The organism is Sphingobium sp. GW821-FHT02B05, from assembly GCF_059421905.1.
In genome coordinates, this window is record NZ_JBWKVW010000001.1 from 749486 (window position 1) to 775478 (window position 25993).

At 64.0% G+C, this 25993-nt stretch carries 28 protein-coding genes; 19 read left to right on the forward strand and 9 right to left on the reverse strand.

The window, feature by feature from the left end; translation table 11 throughout:
- Positions 1–3 precede the first annotated feature (3 nt).
- The 9 genes from AC07UX_RS03800 to AC07UX_RS03840 all read left to right on the forward strand — a co-directional run bounded on the left by AC07UX_RS03800 (position 4) and on the right by AC07UX_RS03840 (position 8210).
- A complete protein-coding gene (locus tag AC07UX_RS03800; protein WP_495190652.1) occupies positions 4–621 on the forward strand; it encodes a hypothetical protein in 618 nt (205 codons plus the stop codon).
- A gap of 352 nt (positions 622–973) precedes the next feature.
- A complete protein-coding gene (locus AC07UX_RS03805; protein ID WP_495190653.1) occupies positions 974–2332 on the forward strand; it encodes an NAD-dependent succinate-semialdehyde dehydrogenase in 1359 nt (452 codons plus the stop codon).
- Between the two features lie 60 nt (positions 2333–2392).
- A complete protein-coding gene (gene recO / locus AC07UX_RS03810; protein ID WP_495190654.1) occupies positions 2393–3127 on the forward strand; it encodes a DNA repair protein RecO in 735 nt (244 codons plus the stop codon).
- Positions 3128–3176: 49 nt separating this feature from the next.
- A complete protein-coding gene (gene leuB, locus AC07UX_RS03815) occupies positions 3177–4220 on the forward strand; it encodes a 3-isopropylmalate dehydrogenase (protein ID WP_495190655.1) in 1044 nt (347 codons plus the stop codon).
- Between the two features lie 83 nt (positions 4221–4303).
- Positions 4304–4723 (forward strand): hypothetical protein, encoded by a 420-nt coding sequence (locus tag AC07UX_RS03820; RefSeq protein ID WP_495190656.1) that lies wholly within the window; start codon positions 4304–4306, stop codon positions 4721–4723.
- A gap of 61 nt (positions 4724–4784) precedes the next feature.
- Complete coding sequence (locus AC07UX_RS03825) at positions 4785–5777, forward strand: threonine dehydratase (protein WP_495190657.1); 993 nt, start codon at positions 4785–4787, stop codon at positions 5775–5777.
- Entirely contained in the window at positions 5774–6982 is a 1209-nt protein-coding gene (locus AC07UX_RS03830; protein WP_495190658.1) for a trans-sulfuration enzyme family protein, read from the forward strand. The genes AC07UX_RS03825 and AC07UX_RS03830 overlap by 4 nt, the downstream gene beginning before the upstream one ends.
- A gap of 32 nt (positions 6983–7014) precedes the next feature.
- Entirely contained in the window at positions 7015–7422 is a 408-nt protein-coding gene (gene apaG, locus AC07UX_RS03835) for a Co2+/Mg2+ efflux facilitator ApaG/CorD (RefSeq protein WP_495190659.1), read from the forward strand.
- Positions 7419–8210 (forward strand): LysR family transcriptional regulator, encoded by a 792-nt coding sequence (locus AC07UX_RS03840; protein WP_495190660.1) that lies wholly within the window; start codon positions 7419–7421, stop codon positions 8208–8210. Before apaG ends, AC07UX_RS03840 begins: the two co-directional genes overlap by 4 nt.
- Before the next feature lie 125 nt (positions 8211–8335).
- Here the strand turns inward: AC07UX_RS03840 and AC07UX_RS03845 are convergent, their stop codons facing one another.
- Together AC07UX_RS03845 and parE are read right to left on the reverse strand one after the other, a co-directional pair.
- The gene (locus tag AC07UX_RS03845; protein ID WP_495190661.1) at positions 8336–9661 is read right to left on the reverse strand and encodes a serine hydrolase; all 1326 of its coding nucleotides are present in this window, start codon (positions 9659–9661) and stop codon (positions 8336–8338) included.
- 25 nt (positions 9662–9686) lie between these two features.
- Positions 9687–11663, reverse strand: coding sequence for a DNA topoisomerase IV subunit B (gene parE, locus AC07UX_RS03850; protein ID WP_495190662.1), 1977 nt, complete (start codon positions 11661–11663; stop codon positions 9687–9689).
- Positions 11664–11823: 160 nt separating this feature from the next.
- Here parE and AC07UX_RS03855 point away from each other — a divergent pair, with 160 nt between their 5' ends.
- Positions 11824–12663 (forward strand): outer membrane protein, encoded by an 840-nt coding sequence (locus AC07UX_RS03855; RefSeq protein ID WP_495190663.1) that lies wholly within the window; start codon positions 11824–11826, stop codon positions 12661–12663.
- Positions 12664–12734: 71 nt separating this feature from the next.
- Here the strand turns inward: AC07UX_RS03855 and AC07UX_RS03860 are convergent, their stop codons facing one another.
- Positions 12735–13442 carry a GcrA family cell cycle regulator gene (locus AC07UX_RS03860; protein WP_495190664.1) on the reverse strand — a complete coding sequence of 236 codons (708 nt, stop codon included), beginning with the start codon at positions 13440–13442 and terminating at the stop codon, positions 12735–12737.
- Positions 13443–13559: 117 nt separating this feature from the next.
- On the opposite strand from AC07UX_RS03860, the gene AC07UX_RS03865 reads away from it, so the two are divergent.
- The 6 genes from AC07UX_RS03865 (at position 13560) to AC07UX_RS03890 (ending at position 20655) form a co-directional block, all read left to right on the forward strand.
- The gene (locus AC07UX_RS03865) at positions 13560–14420 is read left to right on the forward strand and encodes an ABC transporter permease (protein ID WP_495190665.1); all 861 of its coding nucleotides are present in this window, start codon (positions 13560–13562) and stop codon (positions 14418–14420) included.
- Positions 14421–14651: 231 nt separating this feature from the next.
- Positions 14652–15776 (forward strand): non-hydrolyzing UDP-N-acetylglucosamine 2-epimerase, encoded by a 1125-nt coding sequence (gene wecB / locus AC07UX_RS03870; protein WP_495190666.1) that lies wholly within the window; start codon positions 14652–14654, stop codon positions 15774–15776.
- A gap of 164 nt (positions 15777–15940) precedes the next feature.
- Positions 15941–16177, forward strand: a complete 237-nt coding sequence (locus AC07UX_RS03875; protein ID WP_495190667.1) for a hypothetical protein — start codon at positions 15941–15943, stop codon at positions 16175–16177.
- Between the two features lie 237 nt (positions 16178–16414).
- Positions 16415–17710, forward strand: coding sequence for a UDP-N-acetyl-D-mannosamine dehydrogenase (wecC, locus tag AC07UX_RS03880; protein ID WP_495190668.1), 1296 nt, complete (start codon positions 16415–16417; stop codon positions 17708–17710).
- Positions 17711–17824: 114 nt separating this feature from the next.
- Positions 17825–18532 (forward strand): polysaccharide biosynthesis/export family protein, encoded by a 708-nt coding sequence (locus tag AC07UX_RS03885; protein ID WP_495190669.1) that lies wholly within the window; start codon positions 17825–17827, stop codon positions 18530–18532.
- Positions 18529–20655: a GumC family protein gene (locus AC07UX_RS03890; RefSeq protein WP_495190670.1), complete on the forward strand. Its 2127-nt coding sequence runs from the start codon at positions 18529–18531 to the stop codon at positions 20653–20655. The genes AC07UX_RS03885 and AC07UX_RS03890 overlap by 4 nt, the downstream gene beginning before the upstream one ends.
- Positions 20656–20739: 84 nt before the next feature.
- On the opposite strand, the gene purQ is transcribed toward AC07UX_RS03890, so the two are convergent.
- Together purQ and purS are read right to left on the reverse strand one after the other, a co-directional pair.
- Complete coding sequence (gene purQ / locus AC07UX_RS03895) at positions 20740–21414, reverse strand: phosphoribosylformylglycinamidine synthase subunit PurQ (RefSeq protein ID WP_120249948.1); 675 nt, start codon at positions 21412–21414, stop codon at positions 20740–20742.
- Positions 21415–21417: 3 nt separating this feature from the next.
- Complete coding sequence (gene purS, locus AC07UX_RS03900; protein ID WP_056694119.1) at positions 21418–21651, reverse strand: phosphoribosylformylglycinamidine synthase subunit PurS; 234 nt, start codon at positions 21649–21651, stop codon at positions 21418–21420.
- Between the two features lie 162 nt (positions 21652–21813).
- Here purS and AC07UX_RS03905 point away from each other — a divergent pair, with 162 nt between their 5' ends.
- Together AC07UX_RS03905 and AC07UX_RS03910 are read left to right on the forward strand one after the other, a co-directional pair.
- Positions 21814–21963 (forward strand): hypothetical protein, encoded by a 150-nt coding sequence (locus AC07UX_RS03905; RefSeq protein ID WP_495190671.1) that lies wholly within the window; start codon positions 21814–21816, stop codon positions 21961–21963.
- A gap of 618 nt (positions 21964–22581) precedes the next feature.
- Entirely contained in the window at positions 22582–23328 is a 747-nt protein-coding gene (locus AC07UX_RS03910) for a Bax inhibitor-1/YccA family protein (RefSeq protein ID WP_495190672.1), read from the forward strand.
- A 126-nt stretch (positions 23329–23454) separates the two neighbouring features.
- Here AC07UX_RS03910 and AC07UX_RS03915 read toward each other — a convergent pair whose 3' ends face one another.
- The 4 genes from AC07UX_RS03915 to AC07UX_RS03930 all read right to left on the reverse strand — a co-directional run bounded on the left by AC07UX_RS03915 (position 23455) and on the right by AC07UX_RS03930 (position 25180).
- Positions 23455–24087 (reverse strand): glutathione S-transferase family protein, encoded by a 633-nt coding sequence (locus AC07UX_RS03915; protein ID WP_495190673.1) that lies wholly within the window; start codon positions 24085–24087, stop codon positions 23455–23457.
- 185 nt (positions 24088–24272) lie between these two features.
- Positions 24273–24440 (reverse strand): hypothetical protein, encoded by a 168-nt coding sequence (locus tag AC07UX_RS03920; RefSeq protein ID WP_495190674.1) that lies wholly within the window; start codon positions 24438–24440, stop codon positions 24273–24275.
- A gap of 119 nt (positions 24441–24559) precedes the next feature.
- Positions 24560–24850 (reverse strand): hypothetical protein, encoded by a 291-nt coding sequence (locus AC07UX_RS03925; RefSeq protein WP_495190675.1) that lies wholly within the window; start codon positions 24848–24850, stop codon positions 24560–24562.
- A 27-nt stretch (positions 24851–24877) separates the two neighbouring features.
- Positions 24878–25180 carry a hypothetical protein gene (locus AC07UX_RS03930; RefSeq protein ID WP_495190676.1) on the reverse strand — a complete coding sequence of 101 codons (303 nt, stop codon included), beginning with the start codon at positions 25178–25180 and terminating at the stop codon, positions 24878–24880.
- A 57-nt stretch (positions 25181–25237) separates the two neighbouring features.
- On the opposite strand from AC07UX_RS03930, the gene AC07UX_RS03935 reads away from it, so the two are divergent.
- Positions 25238–25990 carry a sulfite exporter TauE/SafE family protein gene (locus AC07UX_RS03935; protein WP_495190677.1) on the forward strand — a complete coding sequence of 251 codons (753 nt, stop codon included), beginning with the start codon at positions 25238–25240 and terminating at the stop codon, positions 25988–25990.
- The last annotated feature ends 3 nt before the right edge of the window (positions 25991–25993 follow it).

Consider the following 25993-nt stretch of genomic DNA (forward strand, 5'->3'; position numbering starts at 1 on the left):
ATCATGCGTCGTCCGCTCGCGTTTATGGTGTCGCTTTTGCTGCTGACGCCAACGGCACAGGCGCGGCAGGTCAAGGAAACCCAGCCGCTCATGCTGGCCGCCGGTCAGCCGGTAAAGATTACCGGCATGGATCTGGATTTCGCGCCCGGCATTTTGGAGGCGCTGGCCGAAAGCGATGCCAAGGCTGCGCGCAAGCGGGCCGAGGCCGGCCTGCCGCCGCTCGATCCGAACAGCTATCCCACCGGCCCGCAAGACGGCGCGGCCTACGCCACCATGCCTTTCAAGCAGATGTTTCCACTGGTGATCCGCGATGTCGCGCGGGAATGGAAACTGAATGACGGCACGCCGGTCAAGCTGCGCATCACGCTGGATCTGCTCAAGACCGCCGACGCCGCCATGGCGATCCTGATCGCCTGGAGTTCCGACATGCTGGAAGGCACGGTGGATGTTATAGACGCCACATCGGGCGCCAGCCTTGGCAGCTTTCGCGTGGAAGTGAAGAATACGCACGGCGGTTGGGGCGGCATGTTGATCCGTGGCGGCGGCGTCCGTGAAAAACTGGCTGAGGAATTTGGGCTGGAACTGTCGCGCCATATCGCGGGCAGGAAAAAGCCGGGCTGATCCGCCTTGCGGCGGGAGCGTGCGGAGGCCTTCGCGGCTTTTCCTGTCAATGTAGGATAATCCCTGATCTATCGTGCGTGATGACCCATGTCCCATCGCGCGCCGACCAACCCCGTCTCGAAATCCGTCGACGCCAGACGGGCGCATCCCTGTATTCTCGTTGTCGCGTCATTGTCGCGCCAGTGGCGCGCTGCTGGCGCGTAACTGGCGCGTGGGTGATGCGATTGCCTGGAAATTCGTCCGTCTGCACGGCGATTGACGGTGTGAACTTCGGGTCTGTCGCTTCGTTGTGACCTTCGAAAGGCATCCCCATATGCCTTCATATCCCGAATCACCTCATCCGGAGCCGACCATGAAAAGCATCAACCCCGCCACCGGAGAAGAGATCGCAACCCATACCGAAATGACCGAAGCGCAGATCGACGCCGCGCTCGACCGGGCGACCGCGACCTTCGCAACATGGCGCGAAACAGACATATCGGATCGGACCACGCTCCTGTCCGACCTGGCCGACGCCTATCATGACCATCGCGACCGGCTTGCCCGCATGGCGGTGCTGGAAATGGGCAAGACGCTGAAATCGGCCCTGGCTGAAGTCGATAAATGCGCCGCCGCCTTCCGCCATTATGCCACGCAAGGCCCGGCGATGCTGGAGGGCGGCAGCATCCCGCTGGCATCGGGTGGGAAGGCCGATCTGGTCTGGCTCCCCATCGGTCCTGTCCTGGCGGTGATGCCGTGGAATTTCCCCTATTGGCAGGTCGCCCGCTTCCTCGCCCCCTGCATCCTCGCCGGCAATGTCGGCCTGCTCAAACATGCCAGCAATGTGCAGGGCGTCGGCGCATTGATGCAGGAGATGATGGAACGGGTCGGCGCACCCGATGGCCTGTTCCAGAACCTCCCCATCCGCTCCGGCGCGGTGGCCGCGATCATCGCCGACGATCGCGTCGCGGCGGTCACGCTGACCGGCAGCGAGGATGCCGGTCGCGCCGTGGCGAAGCAGGCGGGCAGGGCGCTCAAGAAAGTCGTGCTGGAACTGGGCGGGGCCGATCCCTTCATCGTCATGCCCTCGGCCGATCTCGACGCGGCGGTCAAGCAGGCCGTGACTGCCCGTATCCAGAATTCCGGCCAGTCCTGCATCTGCGGCAAGCGGATGATCGTCCATGCCGATATCTACGACGCCTTCCTCGATCGCTATGCGACCGCGATGGCAGCGGTGAAGACCGGCGATCCCTTCGATCCCGCCACCGACATGGGGCCGCTTTCCAGCGAAGAGCAGCGCCGCACCGTGCAGGAACAGATCTGGAAGATGAAGGCTGCCGGCGCGACCCTGATCGGCGGCGAAACGCTGCCGGGGGCAGGCGCCTATATCAACGCCGGCATATTGACCGACGTGCCGACCGACCCGGCGCTGATGGGGGAGGAGATTTTCGGACCCATTGCCATGCTGTTCAAGGCGGCCGATATCGACGACGCCATCGCGATAGCCAACGCCATCCCCTTTGGCCTTGGCTCTTCGGTCTGGACGCAGGACGCCGCCGAAGAAGCCCGCTTCATCCGCGACGTTCAGGCCGGCATGACCGCTGTGAACCAGATGCTTTCCTCCGCGCCGGAAGCGCCCTTTGGCGGGGTGAAGCGCTCCGGCCACGGCCGCGAACTTGGTCCCTATGGCCTCCACGAATTCATGAATTTGAAGAGCGTCTATCGGGCATGAAACCTCCCTTCGTCATTTTACCGGGGTGATCTATCGTAAATCCGTCTAAAGACATGGCCCATGCCCGGCCTCACCACCACCGCGATCGTCTGCGCCGTCCGCCATCATGGCGAACATGGCGCGATCGCGCGGCTGTTGACGCCGGATCATGGCCTGCTGCCGGGCTATGTCCGCGGCGGGCGTTCCCGAACGATGCGGCCGATCCTGCTCCCCGGCAACATCGTGAAGGCCGATTTCCGCGCCCGAACCGAGGATCAACTGGCGGGCCTGACCGTCGAACTGGCCCACAGCCGTGCGCCGCTGCTCGCCGAACCCCTTCCCGCCGTGGCGATCGACTGGAGCTGCGCCCTGACGGCTGCGGCTCTGCCCGAAGGCACGCCCTATCCGGCGCTGCATCAGGCGCTGGAGGCAGTGCTGGACGCAGTGGAGGCCGCCCCGGCGGCACGGGGCTGGGCCGTGGCCCTCGTCCGCTACGAACTGCTGCTGCTCGCCGAACTCGGCTTCGGCCTCGACCTCACCCGTTGTGCGGCGATGGGTGACGCGACCGACCTTGCTTATGTCAGCCCCCGCAGCGCCGCCGCCGTCAGCCGCGCCGGGGCTTCCGGCTATGAAAATCGCCTGCTCCCTTTACCGCCCTTCCTGCTGAAGGGAGGAATGGGCGACTGGACGCAGATATTGGACGGTCTGCGCCTCACCGGCTTTTTCCTGGAACGGTCCGTTCTGACCGACCGGCGCGCCGACATGCTCGCCGCCCGCGAAAGACTGGTCGATCGTCTCAAAAGGGCGGTTGCGTGAAACCTCCTGTCTCCATAAGGGGCAGCCACGCAATATAAGGAGTCTCGCCATGTTGATCGCCCTGTTCCCCGGAGACGGCATCGGCCCGGAAATCGTCGCCCAGGCCAAGCGCGTGCTGGATATGCTGGCGATACCCGGCCTTACCTATGAAGACGGCTTGGTCGGCGGTGCAGCCTATAAGGCGGTCGGCCATCCGCTGCCGCCCGAAACGCTCGACACGGCAAAGCGCGCCGACGCCATCCTGTTCGGCGCGGTCGGCGATCCCGACTGCGACTCGCTGGAACGCCATCTGCGCCCGGAACAGGCGATCCTGGGTCTGCGCAAGGAACTGGGGCTTTTCTCCAACCTCCGCCCGGCCAAGGTATTCCCGGAACTGGCGCATGAAAGCGCCCTCAAGCCCGAAGTTGCCGGCTCCATCGACCTGCTGATCGTGCGCGAAACCAATGGCGACGTCTATTTCGGCGAAAAGGGCTTCCGCACCACCGCCGAGGGTCTGCGCGAAGGCTATGACATCATGTCGTACAACGAAGCCGAAGTGCGCCGCATCGCCCATGCCGGTTTTCAGGCCGCCCAAGCGCGTCGCGGAAAGCTCTGCTCGGTGGACAAGGCCAACGTACTGGAAACCAGCCAGTTGTGGCGCGACGTGGTGATCGAAGTGTCGGCCGACTATCCTGACGTCGCCCTGACCCACATGTATGTCGACAATGCCGCGATGCAGCTGGTCCGCAACCCCGGCCAATTCGACGTCATCGTCACCGGCAACCTGTTCGGAGACATTCTCTCGGATCAGGCGAGCATGTGCGTCGGCTCCATCGGTATGCTGGCCTCGGCCACGCTGAATGGCAGCGGGCAGGGTCTTTACGAGCCGATCCACGGGTCTGCTCCCGACATTGCCGGCACCGGCAAGGCCAATCCGCTGGCGACCATCCTGTCCGCCGCGATGATGCTGCGCTACTCGCTGAACCTTCCCGAACAGGCAGACCGGATCGAAACGGCCGTGGCGAAGGCTCTGGCCAACGGCGCGCGCTCGCCGGACCTCGGCGGTACGATGAATACGGTGGAGATGGGCGACGCCGTTCTGGCGCTACTCTGATGGCTCACTTCGTCGAATAAGCGACGGAAAGATTTAAGTTTTGCGTCCCCAATCCGATCTAATAAGAAAATGGGGACGCAAAAATGAACATGGAATTGACGCAGGGGCATGACGACTTGCGCCGGTTGATGCGGGATTTCGCGCATCTGATGATGTCGGCCAAGGTCGATGACATGCCGGAAGTGGCGCGTCGTCGTACCCGTTTCTCCCAATTGTTCCGCGAACATATGGGACAGGAGGACGCCATGGTGACGGCGCTGCGCCGCGGTCCCATGTCGGCTGAGGCGGACAAGGTCCTGCGCGACCATAGCCGGGCCATGGTCGCCCTGTTCTTGCGCTATAGCGACCATATCAAATTTTGGACCCCGGCACAGATCGGTCGGGACTGGCCGGGCTATCGTGACGCCGTGCTGATCCTTCAGAACGGCCTCTACGACCGGATGGAGTGGGAGGAGAAATATCTTCATCCGCTCTTCGAGGGCCCCAGCCTGCGAGCCGCCTGAACGGTCCAATTTGCCGGTATCGGTCCTGTCCTGCTGCCTGCCCGACGGATAAGGGCAGAGCATGACCGATTTCTCGCTCGCCTCGCTTCGCACCGCCGCCGCCATGGTCCATGCCCAGGTGCCACCGACCCCGCAATATGCCTGGCCGCTGCTTGGTCGGCGCAGCGGCTGCGACCTGTGGGTGAAGCATGAGAACCACACGCCCACCGGCGCCTTCAAGGTGCGCGGCGCCATCGTCTATATCGACTGGCTGCGCCGGACCCATCCGGACGTCACCGGCATCATCACTGCCACGCGCGGCAATCATGGCCAGGCGCAGGTCCGCGCCGCCACCGCTGCCGGCCTCTCCGCCACCATCATCGTCCCCCATGGCAATGCGCTGGAAAAGAACGCCGCGATGCGCGCGTTCGGCGCGACCCTCATCGAACATGGCCATGATTTCGACGGCGCGAAGGCGGAAGCGATGCGCATGGCGCAGGAGCAGGGGCTGTTCATGGTCCCTGCCTATCATGACGAACTGGTGCGCGGCGTCGCCAGCTATGGCCTGGAACTGTTCGACGCGGTGCCGGACCTCGATACAGTCTATGTCCCGGTCGGCTGCGGATCGGGCCTGTGCGGCACGATCGCGGCGCGCGACGCGCTAGGCCTGAAGACGAAGATAGTCGGCGTCGTCTCGGCCCATGTCGATGCGGCCAAGCGCAGCTTCGAAGCGGGGCGCCTCATCGCGTCACCCACGGCCCATACTTTTGCCGACGGTGTGGCGGTCTGCACTCCGGTTCAGGCCGCGCTCGACTATTTCGGGCCGCGCGCCGACCGCTTCGTCGCCGTGACGGACGATGAAGTGGCGGAGGCGATCCGCATTTACTGGCAGGACACGCATAATCTGGCCGAAGGGGCCGGCGCCGTGGCATTGGCTGCCTGCATGCAGGAAAAGGCGCAAATGCAGGGCAAGAAGGTTGCGGTAATCCTGTCGGGCGGTAATGGCGATATGAGCCAGATGGCCGAGATATTGAGCGGCGCTACGCCGCGCGTAGAATTGCGGAAGGCGATATGAAGCGTAAGAGCGGTCAGAACCCGGAAATCACGAAGAACTGGAAGCCGGCGACGCTGGCCATTCGCGGCGGTACGGCCCGCAGCGAATATGGCGAAACGTCCGAAGCGCTCTTCCTGACCAGCGGGTACAGCTATGATCGGGCGGAGGATGCCGCCGCGCGCTTCGCGGGCGATCAGGTCGGCATGACCTATTCGCGGCTCCAGAATCCGACAGTGGAAATGCTGGAACAGCGCATCGCCCTGCTGGAAGGGGCGGAGGCCTGCCGCGCCACTGCCACCGGCATGGCCGCGATGACCGCTGCCCTGCTGTGCCAGTTGTCGGCCGGCGACCATGTCGTCGGTGCCAAGGCCGCTTTCGGCTCGTGCCGCTGGCTGACCGACACGCTGCTGCCGCGCTTCGGCATCGAAACGACGACCATCGACGGCCGCGATACCGCTGCCTGGGAAGCGGCTGTCCGTCCGAATACGAAGATTTTCTTCTTCGAAACGCCGGCCAATCCGACCATGGATATCGTCGATCTGGCGGCGGTCTGTGCCATCGCAAAGGCGCGCGGCATCACGACCGTCGTCGATAACGCCTTCGCCTCGCCCGCGCTGCAACGCCCGATGGAGTTCGGTGCGGATGTCGTGGCCTACAGCGCCACCAAAATGATGGACGGGCAGGGGCGTGTGCTCGCCGGCGCCATCTGCGGCACGCGCGACTGGATCGACAATATCCTGCTGCCCTTCCACCGCAACACCGGCCCGACGCTCAGCGCCTTCAACGCCTGGGTCGTGCTCAAGGGGCTGGAAACGCTGGACCTGCGCATCCGCCGCCAGAGCGAAAATGCGCTCAAGGTCGCGCAATTCCTGGAAGGGCGCGTGGCCAAGGTCAATTATCCCGGCCTGGAGAGCCATCCCCAGCATGCGCTGGCGATGCAGCAGATGGAGGCGGCCGGACCGATCTTCTCCCTCTATGTCGGCGGTGGCCGGGCAGAGGCGCATGGCCTGCTCAATGGCTTGGCGCTGGTCGATATCAGCAATAACATTGGCGATTCGCGTTCGCTCATGACCCATCCAGCCTCGACCACGCATTTTGGCATGTCGGAAGAGGCACGGCTGGAAGTCGGCATTACCGAGGATATGTTGCGCCTCAATGTGGGGCTGGAGGATGCGGACGACGTTATCGCCGACCTCGATCAGGCCCTGCGCACGATAGGGCGTTGACGAAAGAGGCGGTTAGGGCGCATTTCTGAGACATGACGGTATTTGCGCTCTTTCCCTTTCACGCGACCACGCGGGACGTTACCGTCCATGTCGCGGTAACTTTCCTGCCCGAACAGTCGGAGCCGGACCGGGGCCGCTGGTTCTGGGCCTATCATATCCGCATCGAAAATCAGGGCGACCAGCCGGTTCAGCTCCTGACCCGCCACTGGATCATCACCGACGGGCGCGGCGCTCAGCATATGGTGGATGGCGATGGCGTGGTTGGCGAACAGCCGGTGGTGCAGCCGGGGAAAAGCTATGACTACGTATCGGGTTGTCCCCTCAATACGCCGACCGGCTCGATGAAGGGCAGTTATCGCATGATCGGCGTAGGCGGCGAAACGTTCGACGTTACCATTCCCCATTTCGCCCTCATCGCCCCGCCGGCGGTGGCCGAATGAAACGGACCCATTTGCCCTTGAACGGGCTACGTGTGCTGGATGCTGCGGCCCGGCACCTGTCCTTCACGCGCGCGGCGGACGAACTGGCGGTGACACCGGCCGCCGTGGGCCAGCAAATTCGCGCGCTGGAAGATATGCTGGGCGTCGTCCTGTTCCGCCGCACGCCCAAGGGGCTGGAACTGACGCCGGAAACCGAAGCGGGTCTGGACGCCCTGCGCGCGGGTTTCCTGGAATTCGAAGAAGCCGTCCGCGCCATGCAGGCTGGTCAGTCCAGCAATGCGCTGACCATCGCGGCGCCGCGCGACATCACCGCCAAATGGCTTCAGCCGCGTCTGGCTGCCTATGCCGCCAGCCAGTCGGACCTGACATTCCAGCTTATAGCGGCGGATGAAGCCCTGGATTTCACCGAAGCCAATCTGGATATCGCCCTGCGTTTGAGTGACGGCGCTGGCGAGCATGAAGGCATCAAGATCGGTGAGGCGGCCTATGTCACGGTCGAGGCTGCGGCTGGCGGTCCGGACCATCGCATCGACTGGCCCGGCTGCCCGTCGGGCGACAAACCCGCCATCATCCGCGTCGCCGATGGCGGTCTGGCGATCGAGGCGGCGGCGAATGGCTTTGGCCGCGCACATGTGCCGCTGTTGCTGGCGCAGGCCGATCTGACGTCGGGCCGCGTGCGACAGGTGGGGGATATGGTTCCGACCTTGCTTGCCTATTGGCTAATCGCGCCGCTGCCGCAATGGCGGCAGAAGAAGGTCAAGGCGTTGGTAGAGGCGCTGACGGCATAGGGCGACACAGACGGCTGGCGCTTTGGCAACCAGACGGTTCAATGGCCTTCTCACAGATTTGCCTCTCGAAAATCTGATGTTCCAAGGTCGACTTTGGACGCTGGTTCATCCCAGAGTGCGCATGATTATGGGGATGGATGAGGCGTTGGAGTGGCTGAGCCTGCCGCAGGCGCCGGTTCCTCCGCCAGCAGGTTGAGCGCCCGCGTCATCAATGCCAGGAACCTGCTTTCCTCGACCCGCGCGGCGCCGTTGTTCCAACTGCCGCTGACCGCATACCAACTGCCGTTCCGGCCTTGCGCCAGCATGTTCATCGCCATGACGCCCGGCTCGCTCCCGCCCTTGTAACCCAGATAGCGCCAGCGTTTGGCGTCCGCCGGGGCGATGCCGGGATTGACCGCCAGGATCGGCAAGGCATCGCCGCCATGGCGACGCAACCAGTCGAGCAGGTCGATCATGTCCCGTGGCGAGGCAAACCATTCGATGCTGTCGATCGCGGTGGGCATTTCAGCGACGCTGCCCACATCGACCTTGTCGGCAGTCAGCCGCGCCGCAGACGTGCGCAGCAGTGTCCGGCGCATGGCTGGATCCGCCTCTTCATAGCGCCGCCGCAGGTCGGTATTGGCCGGCATCTTCAATGCAAAGGCTTCGGCGGTAGTCAGGATCGGCAGCGCCTTATCCGCATCGGTATGGCCAGCCGCCGCCAGCATCGCATCCACCTTCGCCCGACCCATCGCTAGGAGTAGCGTATCACTGGCACTATTATCGCTTTCGGCGATCATCGCCGTGGCCAGGCTGTGCAACGTCATCGGCGCCCGATCCGGCCATCCCATCAGTCGCCCGGAAAAGCTTTTCGGGCCAAGCGGCACGACATCGCTCCAGCGCCGTTCCCGTGCCGTCGTCGCGCGCATGATCTCGGCAAGAATGTAGAGTTTGAAGCTGGACCCGGTCGCCATTTGCGAGTCGGCCCGATGGGCGTGCAATAATTTGGGCGCTCCGTTACCCAGGCGCGCAACGGCAAAGGCCGTGGTTCCGGGCAGGGCCGAGATCTCCGCCATCACCTTGTCGAAACTGTCGTCGGCGGTGCGTGCGCCGACGATATGCAGGCCGACGACCAGATTGGGGGCTTGCGGCGCAACCACCATGGTGAAGCCCACTGTGGCACGCTCATAGCGTATCTCCACCTGCCCCGTGGTCGGGCTGTCGGTCCGCACGGCGCCCAGGCTCAGTGGCGCACCATGCTCGGCGCGCAAGTCCGCCGCAATGGCGCGCCAGCGATCCACCGGCACTGCGTCCAGAAACAGGGTGGAGAAGAAATCCGTCTCTCCTCCAGGCGCCGCAAGGATATGCAGCAACTGGTCGGCACGGCTTTGATAGGATGGGGCGGTGCCGGCGGACGCCTGATTGGAAAACGCCGTCAGGATCAGGCTGAGCAGGATCGGCCAGAGGCGCACATTTACATCCGTTCGCCTATGATCGTCATGCGTCGATCGCTTCCTCGTCCACCGCCGCGGCATTTTCCTGGATGAAGGCAAAACGGTGCGCCGGGTTGGTGCCCATCAGCCGATCGACCAGATCGCGGACCTGCTGCCGGTCCTCGACATCGTCGGGCAGGGTGATGCGGATCAGCATGCGCGTCTTCGGGTCCATGGTCGTTTCGCGCAATTGCATCGGGTTCATTTCCCCCAGCCCCTTGAAGCGGCTTATGTCGACCTTCTTGCCCTTGAACTCCTTGCGCAGCAGTTCCTCGCGATGCCCGTCGTCCTTGGCGTACAAACTTTTGCCGCCGGCGACCAGCCGATAGAGCGGCGGCTGGGCGAGGTAGAGATGCCCGCGCCGCACCAGCTCCGGCATTTCCTGGAAGAAAAAGGTCATCAGCAGCGTGGCGATATGCGCGCCATCGACGTCGGCGTCGGTCATGATGACGATGCGTTCGTAACGCAGATGGTCCGGGTTGCAATCCTTGCGCGTGCCGCAGCCCAGCGCCAGGATCATGTCGGCAATTTCCTGATTGGCCAGTATCTTGGCGGTGTTTGCTGAGGCCACGTTCAGGATCTTGCCGCGCAAGGGCAGGATCGCCTGCGTTTTGCGATCGCGCGCCTGCTTGGCCGAACCACCGGCCGAATCCCCTTCCACCAGAAAGATTTCAGCACCTTCCGGGTCATCGTTCGAACAATCTGTCAGCTTGCCGGGCAGGCGCAGCTTGCGGCTGTTGGTCGCGGTCTTGCGCTTGACCTCCTTCTCCTGCTTGCGCTTCAGCCGCTCGTCCATGCGATCCAGCACATAGGCGAGCAGTGCCTTGCCCCGATCCATATGGTCGGTCAGATAATGATCGAAATGGTCGCGCACCGCATTTTCCACCAGCCGCGCAGCGTCCGGGCTGGTCAGCCGATCCTTGGTCTGGCTCTGGAACTGGGGATCGCGGATGAAGACCGACAGCATGATCTCCGACGACGTCATGATGTCGTCGGCGGTGATGTCCTTGCCCTTTTTCTGTCCTACCAGATCGGCAAAGGCGCGGATGCCCTTCACCAGCGCCGCGCGCAGGCCCGCTTCATGGGTGCCGCCGTCGGGCGTCGGGATGGTGTTGCAATACCAGCTATAGCTGCCGTCCGACCAGAGCGGCCATGCGACCGCCCATTCTACGCGCCCGGCTTCGCTTGGAAAATCCTGATTGCCTGAAAAGAAAACGCTGGTCGCGCAATCGCGATCGCCGACCTGCTCCTTCAGATGATCGGCCAATCCGCCGGGAAACTGGAAGACGGCCTCCGTCGGGGTATCGTCGCTGATCAGTTCCGGTGCGCATTTCCAGCGTATCTCGACGCCCGCGAACAGATAGGCCTTAGACCGGGCGAGGCGATGCAGGCGCGAAGGCTTGAACTTCTGCTCTCCGAAAATCTCGGTGTCGGGTACGAAACTGACCAAAGTGCCACGTCGGTTGGGGGCCGCGCCGACCTTCTCCAGCGCCGTGACCGGCAGTCCTTGCGAGAATTTCTGGCGAAACAATTCCTTGTTCCGCGCCACCTCGACCACCGTGTCTGTGGACAGCGCATTGACCACCGAAATGCCGACGCCATGCAGGCCGCCTGATGTGGCGTAGGCCTTGCCTTCGAACTTACCGCCCGAATGGAGCGTGGTCAGGATCACCTCCAGCGCCGATTTTCCGGGAAATTTGGGATGGGGATCGACCGGAATGCCCCGGCCATTGTCTGTGATGGTCAGCTTGTTGCCGACCTCCAGCGTCACCTCGATCCGCGTGGCGTGACCCGCCACCGCTTCGTCCATGCTGTTGTCCAGCACTTCGCTGGCCAGATGGTGCAGCGCGCGCTCGTCGGTGCCGCCAATATACATGCCGGGGCGGCGCCGGACAGGCTCCAGTCCTTCCAGCACCTCGATGGTCGAGGCGTCATATTGCGTCGGGGCGGGGGTGTTGGCAGCGAACAGGTCTTCGGACATGCCTCAAGCTATAAGCGGACCGGCGGCGGGTGCAAGCGTTGCACAAGGGCCACAGGCGCAATCATATGTTACAAAGTGCGCTGCAACAAAGTGGAGACATGGGTCGTTGTCGCCGGGAATGTGGAGCGTATCTCTCCACATCAGGTGAGGAGATATACTCTTGAAATTGACCCTGATCGCGCCACTTGGCGCCACCCTCGCACTCGCCCTCGCGATGCCGGCCGTTGCGCAGGACAACGCACCTGCCGACTGGACCGGTCCCTATATCGGCGGCTCTTTCGGCTACAACTGGCAGAAGAAGGATGGCGGCGAACATATGCGTTTCGACGCTGACGCCGATGGCGATTATGACGATGTCATCCGGACCTCGACCGGCGCCAATGCGTTCTCGCCGGGCACGTGCGGCGGCGCGGCGCGGGGACCGACCCCCGCCAGCGGCTGTAAGGGCGACAAGAATGCGATCGGGTGGATGGGCCATGTCGGCTATGATCGCCAGTTCGGCAATATCGTCGCGGGCGTCGTGGCCGAAGCGGGCCAGGCCTATATCGACGACAAGGTCACCGAATATTCGACGACCCCGGCCTTCTACACCATGCGCCGTAGCATCGATTACAATGCCAACCTGCGTGCGCGGCTCGGCTACACCACCGATAGCGGCATCATGCCATATATCACCGGCGGTCTGGCCTATGCGAAGGTGAAGAATAATTTCAGCACCAGCAACGGCGCCAACAGCTTTACCGAGGTCGACCGGAAGGAAGATGGCTGGGGCTACACCATGGGCGGCGGTATAGAGGCCAAGGTTTCGAACAATTTCTCGATCGGCGCGCGCTATCTGTGGACCCGCTACAATGTGGGCGACTATCGCGTCGATGTGGGGGCCGGCAGCGCGCCCGCGACCAATCCTTTCCGCCTGACCCCGTCGGGCGGCGCCAGCATCAATCGCGGCGACAAGTTCGATACGCAAAGCGTGATGGTCACCACCAGTTTCCGCTTCTGATCTTCACGATGAAAAATAAAGGCCCGGTTTCCATCAGGAAGCCGGGCCTTTTTACCATCTGTTCGAAGCGATCAGCGTACCCGCGGACCGCCAAAGGGCAGCGGCGGGGGCGGGCGGCGCGTACCGCGCGGCAGCTGCGCCTGATAGGCGCGGCCGCAATGTTCCACGCAATAGGGAAAACCGGGGTTCACCGCTTCGCCGCAGAAATGGAAATCGGCCTCGCCCGGATGGCCCATAGGCCATTTGCAGATCCGCTCGGTCAGATCGAGCAGGCTGGTCTTGTCGGCGATCTCGGCGCTCGGCTTGGCCGGCACCAGGCGGCGCGGCGGCGCGGGCGGGATCGGCGCCTGCTGATCGCCCGGACCCTGGCGCAGGAAGCCGCCGGGACCGACCGAAATGATACGCGGCTGCGGCGCAGGTGTCGGCACCTCGTCGCCGGATGCCGCAACCGGTGCGGGTGCCGGCGCGGCGGGTGCAGCCGGCGCAGCAACGGGCGCGCGAACGGGAGCCGCCGGCGCTGGTGCAGCGGCCGGTGCGGCGGCACGGGGCGCTTCGACTTCCGGTGCCGGCGCAGGCTTGCGCGCGGCAGGGGCGGCCGTCTTCTTGGGCGTCTCGTTTGCCTTAACAGGCGAAGGGCGGGATTGCAGGCCCAGGCGGTGCGCCTTGCCGATCACCGCGTTACGGCTGACCCCGCCCAGTTCGTCGGCGATCTGGCTGGCGGTCAGGCCGCGCTCCCACATCCCCTTGAGCTGGTCGATACGCTCGTCGGTCCAGGACAATGAAAAACTCCTCACAAATCTCGTCTGGCTTCCTATATGGGAAGCACGCGCCGCAGGTTCAAATCCTTGGACCTTTCCCCTTGCAGCACAACGGACCAGCCGATAGTCGATCCGACCATGAACGACCAGCCCAAAATTCATGCCGCACCCGCGGTTCCGCCTCCCTTTGCCGAGCCTGGCGTGCCGCAGATACGCAATATCAACTGGGCCGGCACTTGGGCGCTCTATGCCAAGGAAGTGCGCCGCTTCATGAAGGTACAGCTTCAGACGGTCTGGGCGCCTGCCATCACGACGCTGATGTTCCTCATCATCTTCATCGTCGCGCTGGGCGGCAGCGGGCGGACGGTGACGCTGCGTGGGGAAGCGGTGCCCTTCGCCGACTTCATCGCGCCTGGCCTCATCATCATGGGCATGATCAACGCCTGTTTCGCCAATGCCAGCTTCGCGTTGATGGTGGGCAAGGTGCAAGGCACGCTGGTCGATTATCTGATGCCGCCTATTGCGGTGGGCGAACTTCTGTTCGCGCTGGTCGCCTCATCCGTGACGCGCGCTGTGTTCGTGGGCTTTGCGCTCTGGGGCGCCATGGCGTTGTGGCCGGGCGTGCATGTGACGCCGGCCCATCTTTGGGCGGTGCTGTGGTTCGGTCTGCTCGGCACCAGTTTCATCGCCTTTCTCGGTGTGCTGACCTCCATCTGGGCGGAAAAATTCGATCATGGTGCCGCAATCACCAATTTCGTGATCGGCCCGCTCGCCCTGCTGTCCGGGACATTCTATTCGATCGACCGCCTGCCGCCGCTGTTTCAGGCGATCAGCCACGCCAACCCCTTTTTCTACATCATCTCCGGCTTCCGCTATGGCTTCGTCGCGGCGGCTGACGTGAATGTACTGGTGGGCAGCAGCGTTCTGCTGGGGCTCAACCTGGTGCTGGGTAGCCTTTGCTACACGCTCTTGCGGCGCGGGTGGAAGATCAAGGCCTGATCCCTGCTGGTCAAAGGAAGGCGGCGAACAACGGCACGATGATCTCCATCAGGAACAATATCGCCGTCGCGACCAGCCAGTGATGCAGGCGAGGGCGGGCTTTGCCGATATCGTGGTTCATACATCCTTCCGGTCGTCGGTGCATCGTCCCATTATCCTGCCACATCGTTTAGGGGCTGGTCACCAATTTCTGCCACAGGCGGGATAGAGGGTTCAGGCAAAGGAACGCATGTGAAGGTAGCGCTGGTATTCGGGACACGGCCCGAAGCGATCAAGATGTTCCCCGTGGTGCATGCGCTGCGAGCGCAACCCAGCATCGACACCCGCGTCATCGTGACGGCGCAGCATCGCGGCCTGCTGGATCAGGTGCTGGCGATTGCCGGTATCGTGCCGGACATCGATCTGGACGTGATGGTCCCCAACCAGACGCTGGACGGGCTCACGGCGAAGCTGATCTTGGAACTGGGCAAGGCGTTCGACGCGGAAAAGCCCGATCGCATCGTCGTCCATGGCGACACGCTGACCACCATGGTCGCCAGCCTCGCCGCTTATTATCGCAAGATTCCCGTCGCCCATGTCGAAGCCGGCCTGCGCAGCGGCGACATTCACCATCCCTGGCCCGAAGAAGTCAATCGCCGCGTCGTCGCCTGCATCGCCGACATGAATTTCGCCCCGACGCAGGCGGCCGCCGATGCGCTGCTCAGGGAAAGCCGCGACGCAGCGAGCATCCATATCACCGGCAATACGGTCATCGACGCGCTGCTCGCCACCCGCGACCGGGTGCTGGCCGAACCCACGCTCGCCAGCGGTCTGGACGATCTGGCGGCGCGCTTCGCGGGCAAGCGGATCGTGGCTGTGACCAGCCACAGGCGTGAGAATTTCGGCGGGGGGATGGAAGCGATCGCCCGATCCATCGCCGACATCGCCGCACGCCCGCACGTGGCGGTGATCTTCCCGGTCCATCCCAATCCCAACGTCCGCCCGGTGATGGACGCCGTGCTGGGCGGCCTGCCCAATGTCGCGATGATCGAACCGCTCGATTATCCCCATTTCGTGCGCCTGCTCGACCTGTGCCATCTGGTGCTGACCGACAGCGGTGGCGTGCAGGAGGAGGCGCCCTCGCTCGGCAAGCCGGTGCTGGTGATGCGCGAGACGACGGAGCGGCCCGAAGGGGTGGAGGCTGGAACCGCCAAGCTGGTCGGCACCGATCGCGCGCTCATCGTGCGCGAAGTTCTGGCCTTGCTGGACGATGAGGACGCCTATCAGGCGATGGCGCGAGCGCATAACCCGTTCGGGGATGGGAAAGCCGCTGCGCGAATAGCGGCGATCATCGAGGCGGGGCGCCAGACGGAATAAAAGCCGCGACGGTCCGGCGACCATCTGCTACGGGGTGGCATCGCCGCGAAATCTGCCCGCAAGCATTCGCTCCGACCGAGAGACATATTCGCGCTCCCGCTTGCCAAGCAAGGAGCTTGTCTCATGACCATTTCGATCACCCTGCGTTCAATCGGCCTCTGCGCATGAGCCGCGCCATCAACCTCAATGCGGCGCTGGATGACGTTACCGCGCTGTGCAAGAAGCATGCGGTAGCGATTTCCACCATCGAGCCCCTGACGTCGGGCGGTACGCGGGTCGTCCTGCTCAATCCCGATGGCGCGGAACGCATCCGCACCCTCATGAAGACCAAGATCATCACGACGCCCGTGGTCCGCTCGCCCATGCACATGGCCCGCCATCCTGCGCCGCGTTATCGCTAAGGACGCATATTATTAAGAAGCCCCGAGACTGACCCATAAAGAGCGTTCCCCGGCGGAGGCCGGGGTCCGGTCCCGCGCTCTGAACTGGACCCCGGCCTCCGCCGGGGAACGCTGAGCCATAGGGTCCCATCATTGCTTGTTGATATAATCGCCCGGTTTCGCCAAGCGTTACCGAAATCTTCAGCATTATCGGGCAAAAAAGCGGGCAAATTCACCGATACAAGGATTGCCCGCCTTATGCCCGTTGATGCCAAGCAGAAGGTTTCCGTCATTGGCCTGGGCTATATTGGTCTGCCGACCGCAGCCCTGATCGCCCGTGGCGGCGCGCAGGTGGTGGGCGTGGACGTCAGCGCCCATGTGGTGGAGACGGTCAATTCGGGCCGCGTCCATATCGAAGAGGTCGATCTGGACGGCCTCGTTCAGGGCGTGGTTGCGCGTGGCAATCTGCGCGCATCCCTTGAGGTCGAGGAAAGCGATGTCTTCATCATCGCCGTTCCGACCCCCGTGGCGGAGGATCGCGCACCCGACATCAGCTATGTGTTGAAGGCGGCGCGCACTATCGCTCCGGTGCTCAAGGCCGGCAATACCGTCATCCTGGAATCCACCTCACCCGTCGGCACGACCGAAGCGATGCGCGATGTGATCGGCACGATCCGCCCGGACCTCAAAATGCCCGGCACCGGCGTCGCTGGCGATATCGCCATCGCCTATTGCCCGGAGCGCGTTTTGCCCGGCCGCATCCTGGTCGAACTGATCGACAATGATCGCTGCATCGGCGGCATCACGCCCCGCTGCGCGCGCAAGGCTTTGGGCTTCTATCGCCAGTTCGTGCGCGGGGCGTGCATCACCACCACCGCCCGCGCGGCCGAGATGGTCAAGCTGGTCGAAAACAGCTTCCGCGACGTCAACATCGCCTTCGCCAACGAATTGTCGGTGATCGCCGAAAATATGGACATCGACGTGTGGGAGGTGATCCGCCTCGCCAATCGGCATCCGCGCGTCAACATCCTGTCGCCCGGCCCCGGTGTCGGCGGGCATTGCATCGCCGTCGATCCCTGGTTCATCGTCCACGGCGATCCGGAAAATGCCCGCATCATCCGCACCGCGCGCGAAGTGAATGACGGCAAGACCGATTATGTCGTGGCCAAGGCATCCGACCTGATCGACGAATTTGGCGATCAGGACATTGCGTGCCTCGGCCTCGCCTTCAAGGCGAATATCGACGATTTTCGCGAAAGCCCGGCGGTGAAGGTCGCTGCGCGTCTGGCCCGCCGCTATGGTCGCCGGATCAAGCTGGTCGAACCCTATGCGCGCGACCTGCCGATGGAATTTGCAGGAACCGGCGCCGAACTGATCGATCTCGATACGGCTCTGGAACAATGTGGCGTGTTCGTCATTCTTGTGGATCATGACATGTTCAAATCTGTCCCCGTCGATGAACGCGCCGGCAAGGCTGTCTATGACACCAGGGGTATCTGGCCCGACCAGCCACGTCGCGTGGCACAGCCGACGCCGGGTCGCCTCGCGCTCTGAAGCGTGGCCAGACGCAGAGCCGGAGCGATCGGATCGTCCCGTCTGCGGTTGCCATCCCCGCGCTGCCTCGTTAACCCCCGGCCTCAACTGGGTCTTGACGGGGCAAAAGCCGGGATGAAGCGCAAAAACAGCATCAATCGATCGATCAGCGCGCTTGCCGTCCTTGGGCTGCTGGGCGCCTGCTCGACCGTCGAGGATGCGCCGCGGGGCGACGCCGCCTATGCCGCCATCCCACCTGCACCGGCCGTCGGCATGGATTACCGTATCGCCCCCGATGATGTGCTGCGTATCCAGGTCTATCATGAGCCGGGCCTGTCGCTGGAGGATGCGCAGGTGACCGCCACGGGCATGGTGCGCATGCCGCTGGTGGGCGACATATCGGTTGCCGGCCTGACATCGGGTGAGGCGGCGGACGTGGTTGCCGGGCGGCTCGGCCAGCGCTATCTCGTATCGCCCCAGGTCACGCTGTTTGTGAAGAAGGCCGTAGGCCGCCGCGTCACGCTGGACGGCGAAGTGCGCGAACCCGGCCTCTATCCTGTGGAAGGGCGGCTGACCCTGTTGCAGGCCGTCGCGCTGGCCAAGGGACCGACCCGCCTCGCGGGCCTCAGCCAGGTCGTCGTCGTACGTCAACTGGATGGCCAGCGGCAGGCGGCCCTGTTCGACCTTGCCGCCATTCGCAGGGGCAGGGCGCCCGATCCCGAAATCCTGCCGGGCGACCGGGTCATCGTCGGTCTGTCGCGTGCCAAGGCGATATTGGGCGGCGCGCTGCTGGCCGTGCCGGCGCTCGCCACCGGATTCATCGCGTTGGACGGAGGACGATGATGGCGCCGCTTACCTTGCCTGCCGACGGTGCTGCCGGCCTGAGCGCCCGCCTGTCCGCCGCGATCCGTTACGGCTGGCTGGTGTTGCGGCGACACCGCGTCATCCTGTTCGTCACCATGGCGCTCAGCCTGCTGGCTGGCGCCATCGTCATTCTGACGTCCACTCCCGATTATCGCGCGACCGCGTCCGTCGAGGTGGAAGATGTGCCTGCCGGTGCCGCAGGGTCCCCGGCAGCACAGCGCGCCGGCGCGGCCAACGACACCGAAAGCCTTATGCAGACCGAATTGGAGGTGCTGCGCAGCCGTGCCCTGGCCGAAGAGGTTTCGCGATCGCTTGCGCTGGTCGGCACGCCGACCTTCTTCAGGGGGATGGACCGCGACCGCCCGACCCAGGGCGTGGGCACCCTGTCGCAACGGCAGGTGGAGCAGGACATGGTCGTGCGCCTGCTGCGCGACAATCTGGAGGTGCAACTGCCCGGCAAGTCGCGGGTTTTGCGCATCAGCTTCGTGAGCTCCGATCCGGTCCTGTCCGCCCGGATCGCCAACAGCTATGCCGACAGCCTGATCCGCGCGGATTTGAAGCGCGGCTTCGAATCCGGGGTTCAGGCGCGTCGCTTCCTGCTTGGCGAGCTGGATGGCGCCCGCAACGACCTGTCGCGGGCTGAGCGCGATCTTGCCGTCTATGTCGCCCGCAATGGCGCGCCACTGCCCTTGGATAAAAAGGGGGGGGATGACGACGAAGACACCAGGGCATCCGCAACGCCGATGCCCGACGGATCGGTTGCGACACGCCTGGCGCAGCTAAATGGATACCGCGCGCAGGCCGTGGCCGATCGGATCGCTGCGCAAAAGCGCTGGGAAAGCGCGCGCCAGTCCAGCGCAGACACATTGCCCGAAGTTTTGGGCAATGGCGCCATGCAGCAGATCATCGCCGAACGGGCGCAAGCCCGCGCCGTAATTGCCGAGGAACGGCAGTTTCGCAAGGATGCGCACCCCGAAATGCGCGAGGCCCGCGCCAGGCTGGTGGCGCTCGACGAACAGGCCGATAGCATGGCCAACAGCATCCGTGCGTCATTGCGCGAGCAATATGACGTCGCCCGGCGCGGCGAGGATCAGATCGGCAGGGAAATCGCGCAACTCGAACAGCAAGCGCAGGTGGAGCAGGGCCGCGATGTTCAGATGGGCATCATGGAACGATCGGTGGACACCTATCGCATGCTGCATGACAGCCTGTTGCAGCGTTATCGCGACATGGCGTCGCAGGCGGGTTTCCAGGCCGGTCGTATCCAGCCGCTCGATCGCGCGGCCGTGCCGACCAAGCCTTTCTCCCCGCGCATCGGTCGCATCCTGCTGCTCGCCTCGCTGGGCGGCATGGCGCTGGGCCTGTTGCTGGTCGCGGCACGCCATATGTTCGACGATGCCGTGACGTCCGCCGACACGCTGGCCGAGCGGGTCGGCCTGCCTCTGCTGGGTGCGGTGCCGGTCACCGGCGATAACCCGCAACCGCCGGACATCTTCACCCCTATCGCATCGTCGCTGTTGCTGGCGTCGGCCGATGGTCTGCCGCGCTCGATCCTCCTCACCAGCGCGCAGGAAGGGGAAGGCAAGTCGTTGACCCTGCATGCGCTGGCACTGGCACTGGCGGGGCTGGGCAAGTCCGTGCTGGTGGTCGATGGCGACATGCGGCGTCCGGCGCAGCATCGCCTGTTCCGCCTGTCGTCAGCGCGCGGGATCAGCGAAGTGCTCACGGGGCAGGCCATCGCGCGGGATGTGATCGTGCCGACCGGCGTTACGGGCGTGGCGCTGCTGCCTTGCGGCACATTGCCACCCAATCCTTCCGAGCTTCTGGCCACCCCGGCGCTTGACGATCTGCTGGCCTCGGTCCGCGACGGCTATGACACGGTGCTGATCGATGCGCCGCCGCTGCTTGGCACCGGCGAAGCCTTGTTGCTGGCGGCCAAGGCGCAGAGCAGCCTGCTGGTGGTCGAGTGGGGCCGCAACCATCATGGCGGTTTGCGCGCCGCCGTGGAGCGCCTGCGGCGCAGCGGAGGCGCGATCATCGGCGCGATCCTGACCAAGCAGCAGGGCCGTGCGGTCGACTATGATTATCATCGTGGCGGCTGACAGGCTGCCAACGGCGATCGCAGGACGTAAAAAAAGAGCGCCATCCCGAAGGAGGCGCTCTTTTTTTCGATCAGTACGGTCGGATCAGGCGCGTGCCAGCAGCCCTTCGACGATTCCCTTGAACAGGCGCTGGCCGTCGGTCTTGCCATGGGCCGCTTCGATCACACGTTCGGGGTGGGGCATCATGCCCAACACATTGCCCGCGTCGTTCAGGATGCCGGCAATGTTGCGGGCCGATCCGTTGACGCTTTCCGCATAGCGCAGCGCCACGCGGCCTTCGCCTTCCAGCCGGTCGAGCGTCGCGTCGTCGGCGAAATAATTGCCGTCATGATGCGCCACCGGATAGGTGATCGCTTCGCCCGCATCATAGAGGCTGGTGAAGGCGCTCTGGGCGTTCTCGACCGTCAGGGCCACGTCGCGGCAGACGAAATGCCCTCCGGCATTGCGCAGCAGCGCGCCGGGGAGCAGGCCGCTTTCGGTCAGCACCTGAAAACCGTTGCAGATGCCCAGGACGAAGGCGCCACGATCGGCGGCTTTGGCCACGGCCTGCATCACCGGCGATCGCGCGGCCATCGCGCCGGAACGCAGATAGTCGCCATAGGAAAAACCGCCAGGCACGCCGATCAGGTCGATGTCGTCGGGCAGGTCGGTGTCACGATGCCAGATCATCTCCGGCTTGCTTCCGGTCGCAGCCTCGAACGCCACCGCCAGGTCGCGGTCGCAATTGCTGCCCGGAAAGACGATGACGGCGCTCTTCATGGCTCAGGCGACCTTTTCGATGCGGTAGTTTTCAATCACCGTGTTGGCGAGCAGCTTGCGGCACATGGCGTCGATATCCTCGTCGCTGGTGCCATCGGCCAGGTCCAGTTCAATGAGCTTGCCGGCGCGCACGTCGTTGACGCCGTCAAAGCCCAGGCCGCTCAGCGCATGCTGGATCGCACGACCCTGCGGATCGAGCACACCGCCCTTGAGGGTGACGAAGATGCGGGCTTTCATGAGACGCGGACTCCTTGGAATCGACTGGTACCGCGCGATTGCGCACGGCCAAACTTTGCCGCACCCCCTAGGCGCGTGGCCGCCGGGAGGCAAGCCATTATGACTTTCTTAGCCACCATCTCGATATGATGACGGACAGGTTCGAAAAAGGAAACTGGCAGGATGTCCGGGCTGGCGCTGGCGATGTTTGTCGGGCTGTTCGCATGGGGAGAGCAGGCGGTGGGCTATGAAGACCCCGATGGGAAGGTGCGGCTGGCCCTGCTCGCCTCCTTCGCCTTCGGGTTGTTGATCGGCTATCGCGCGCAGCGGTGAGGCAGCCGGCCGATCTGCATATATGGCTGAGCCGCCGCTTCAAGGTCAGGGGCACAATCGCAAGGCGTGGCAAAGTTCACACCGTCACGGGTGACAGAAAACTGCCTAAAACAAGACGAACCGCGCCGCCCATGCCACACGGGCGCACCTGCGCGACCTCATGGTCGATGACATCGACAGCACCTGGATGCTTATCCCGGCCGAGCAAAGCAAGGGACGCAGGGATCGCAACGCCATGCTCTCACCGCATCTGCTGGATCTGCTTCGTCAGTGGCGGCGCGAAGGCAGGCGGGGTGGCGTGATGTCACCATATGGATGGCTTTGTTGCACCGCGTTGTACAAGGCGCAGCCGAACGCGCCGAGATGTTGCACTTCCAAAGCAAATCTACATCATCGCCTTCGCCGGGATGACGGTATTTTGAGCGTCAAAGCTGAGATCGGACATTCCCTTTCTACCCGTTCCGACAATCCTTGCCGGCCTGCCGCACCCCGGCCCGTGACATTTGCTGTCGGTAAGATGACGATGGCGTCATTCGTGCGGGTTTGGCTTGAAGTCGGGGGCAGATGGGCCGATAATAGGTGTGTACCGGCACGATGCCGGCAAAGGAGACTATTTTCATGGCCAACTGGTCCGATCCCCGTTCCGACAGCCCTGCCGGCATGGCGGGCTTTGGCGGCGCGACGGCGGCGCGGGGTGCGGCGTATGACGCCGGGCTGCGCAAATATATGCTTTCGGTCTATAATTATATGGCGAGCGGCGTGCTGCTGACCGGCATCGTGGCGTTGCTGTTCGCCAATAGCGGCATGGCCTACAGCGTGTTCGTCGGCCCCGGCATCCTGAAATATGTCGTGATGTTCGCTCCGCTGGCGTTCGTCATGGTGCTGAGTTTCGGCATCAATCGCCTCTCGACCGGCGCGGCGCAGGCGCTTTACTGGGCCTATGCGGCGGTGATGGGCGTGTCGCTCTCCTACATCTTCCTGGCCTATACCGGCACGTCGATCGCGCAGACCTTCTTTGCGACGGCCGCCGCTTTTGCGGGGCTGAGCCTGTGGGGTTACACCACCAAGAAGGATCTGTCGGGTTTCGGCACTTTCCTGATCATGGGCGTGGTCGGCCTGCTCGTGGCAAGCCTGATCAACATCTTCATGAAGTCGAACGCGATGAGCCTGGTCATCAGCGGCGTCGGCGTGCTGCTGTTCGCGGGTCTGACCGCTTATGACACGCAGAAGATCAAAAGCATCTATGCTCATGTCGCAGGCACGGACATGATGGGCAAGTCGGTGGTGATGGGGGCGCTGAACCTCTATCTCGACTTCATCAACATGTTCCTGTTCCTGCTGCGCCTGTTCGGCGATCGCCGCTGATCGCATCGCTGATATGATATGGGAAAGGCCCGGTGGAGCGATCCGCCGGGCCTTTTTCGTTGGAGGCCCGCTCCGCTCGCTACCTGCCCCCCTGTTGCCTCCCTGGGAGGGAGGGGGGAAGCCGGTTCAACCCTGCTTCTGCATTTGCGCGATCAGGGCGCCATCGATGTCCTTTTGCCGCTGGTAGGCGGGGCGCGCCCGCAGTCGGGCGGCATAGGCTTCCAGCACTGGACTGGCGGGGATGGATTTGAAGCTCAAACCCCAGTCGATCTGCGACCCGACATAGACGTCGGCAGCGGTGAATGCGTCGCCGCAGATCCAGGCGTCGCCCGCGACGGCGGTTTCCAGGGCGGCGACGGTGTCTTCGAACGTGCCATAGCCGGCGCTGCGCTCCTTGCCGTCCGGGACGACAAAGCCCATCGCCCGATTGGTGACGGCGGCTTCGACCGGCCCGGCAGCAAAGAAGAGCCAGCGATAATAGGCATGGCGCTCGGCTGGCGGCGGGGCGAGGCTGGCGTCAGGGAAGGCATCGGCCAGATAGGCGCAGATGGCGGCACATTCGGTGACGATGCGGCCGTTATGGACGATGGCCGGCACCTTGCCCATCGGGTTGATCGCGCGATAGTCGGCGCCCTTCATGCCGTCGTCGCCATAGGCGAGGATCACCGTCTCATAGGGAGCGCCGACTTCTTCCAGCATCCACCGGGCGATTTGCCCGCGCGACATGGGGTTGGTGTAGAAAATGAGGTCAGAGGGCATGGCTTCTCTCTCCTGAATAGAGGCGGGGAAGGTGGCGCATGCGAAGGGCATGCGCCAGCCTGTTTCTGGATCGGGATATGCGTTCTTGGTTCGTCCTGCAAAGGAACTGCGTGCAATCGCCCGCCCCCATCGATCGCCGCTTCGACGTCGCTCGGCGGCCGCTCAGGACGAACGGGAGAGGCTTTCTAGCAGCCGACGCCCATGGCGCTGCCCAACATGCTGCCAAGGCCGCCGCCGCCTTTCTTCTTTTTCTGCTGCTGCTGCTGGGCCGGATCGTCATCACGATCGACATCCGCGTCGTTCATCATGCCGTCCCTGCCATTGGCCATGTCCGGGCCGTTCAGCATCCACATGGTATTGGCGCGATAGCGGACGCGGGCGATCCATTCGGTTTTCTAAGCGATTTTCGGACCGGCGGGGCGGGGTGGATAGGCGAAGTTCGCTTCCGGGCCATAGGCATAGAGGTTGCCCATCAGCATCTCTCCGCCCGCCTGGGTGACGGCGGCGGGGATGGTGCAACTGGTCTGGCTTGGCGGCAGGACGATTTTCTGAAATTCATCTTTTGCACGGCGGCGGGCGACATCCAGTCCCAGACCGGGCCGCCGAACGCCTGTGTGGCGGAGGAGGCCCACCAGACCATGTCGCCATTGCCCTGCGCGCCGAAGGTCCAGGCATAATAGCCGGTCGCTTGGGGCAGGCCGTTCCAACTGAGGATCGTGGCGCCGCCTGCGATCTTTCGCGCGAAGCCGGTGATGGCGGGCATGCAATTGGCGGAGACGGTCTTGCGCGTCTACGCATTGGGCCAGTCGCCATAGGTCTTGCTGTTGGTGACGCGGACCTGCCATTCATGCGGGATGGAGGCGCCGCAGCCCCAATAGATGAGCAGCCGGCCCTTGGGGCGCTCGCCTGACATGGCCTGATCTTCGTTCTGTGGGATTCGCGGGATCACGAGCGGGATGGAGGCGCCAAGGGCTGCGCCGGCGGGCATGAAATGATCGGCCGCCGGGGCGCCGCCGGCGGGCGCGCGGGTGGAGCCGAGGCACAGGACAAGTTCGTACATCGGCTTGTCGCCGCCGCCCATCATCATGCTCATCGCCGCGCCCATGCCGCCGCCATTCCCACGCGCCTGCCTATCCCCTAGACGGGCCGGATGAACCCGGACCTGCTCTATTATATGTGCGCGATCGTCGCCGTCGTCATATCCGGCCTCGCCAAGGGGGGCTTTGCCGGGGCGGGCGCGCTGGCGATGCCGATCATGGCGCTGGGTGTCGATCCGGTGCGCGGCGCAGCGATCCTGCTGCCGATCCTGATCCTTCAGGATGTGGTCAGCGTCTGGGCGTTTCGCAAAAGCTGGGACGGCCATATATTGGCGGTCATGCTGCCCGGCATGGCGGCGGGCGTAGGCCTTGGCTATGTCTTTGCCGCGCAGGTGTCCGAAAGCAGCGTGCTGGGCGCGCTCGGCGCGATATCCATGCTGTTCGGATTGCAAAGGCTCTGGGTCGAACGGGGCGGGGCGATCATATTGCCGTCCAGCTCGCCGGACTGGGCCGGCTTCCTCTTCGGCATCGGCAGCGGCTTTACCAGCCAGATCGCCCATGCCGGGTCGCCGCCCTTCCAGATGTGGGTGCTGCCCAAGCGGTTGCCGCGCGACATGCTGGTCGGGACCACGGCGGTCGCCTTCGCGGCCATGAACTGGATGAAGGTGCCGGCTTATGCCGCGCTGGGGCAGTTCACCACGCGCAACCTGATGGCGACGGCGATGCTGGCGCCCGTGGCGATCGGCGCGACCTTTGCCGGCGTGGCGCTGGTCCGCCGGGTGGACGCGGCGCGCTTCTACACGCTTATCTATGTGCTGATGGTGCTGCTGGGGCTCAAGCTGATCGTCGACGCGCTGATGGCGTAGGTC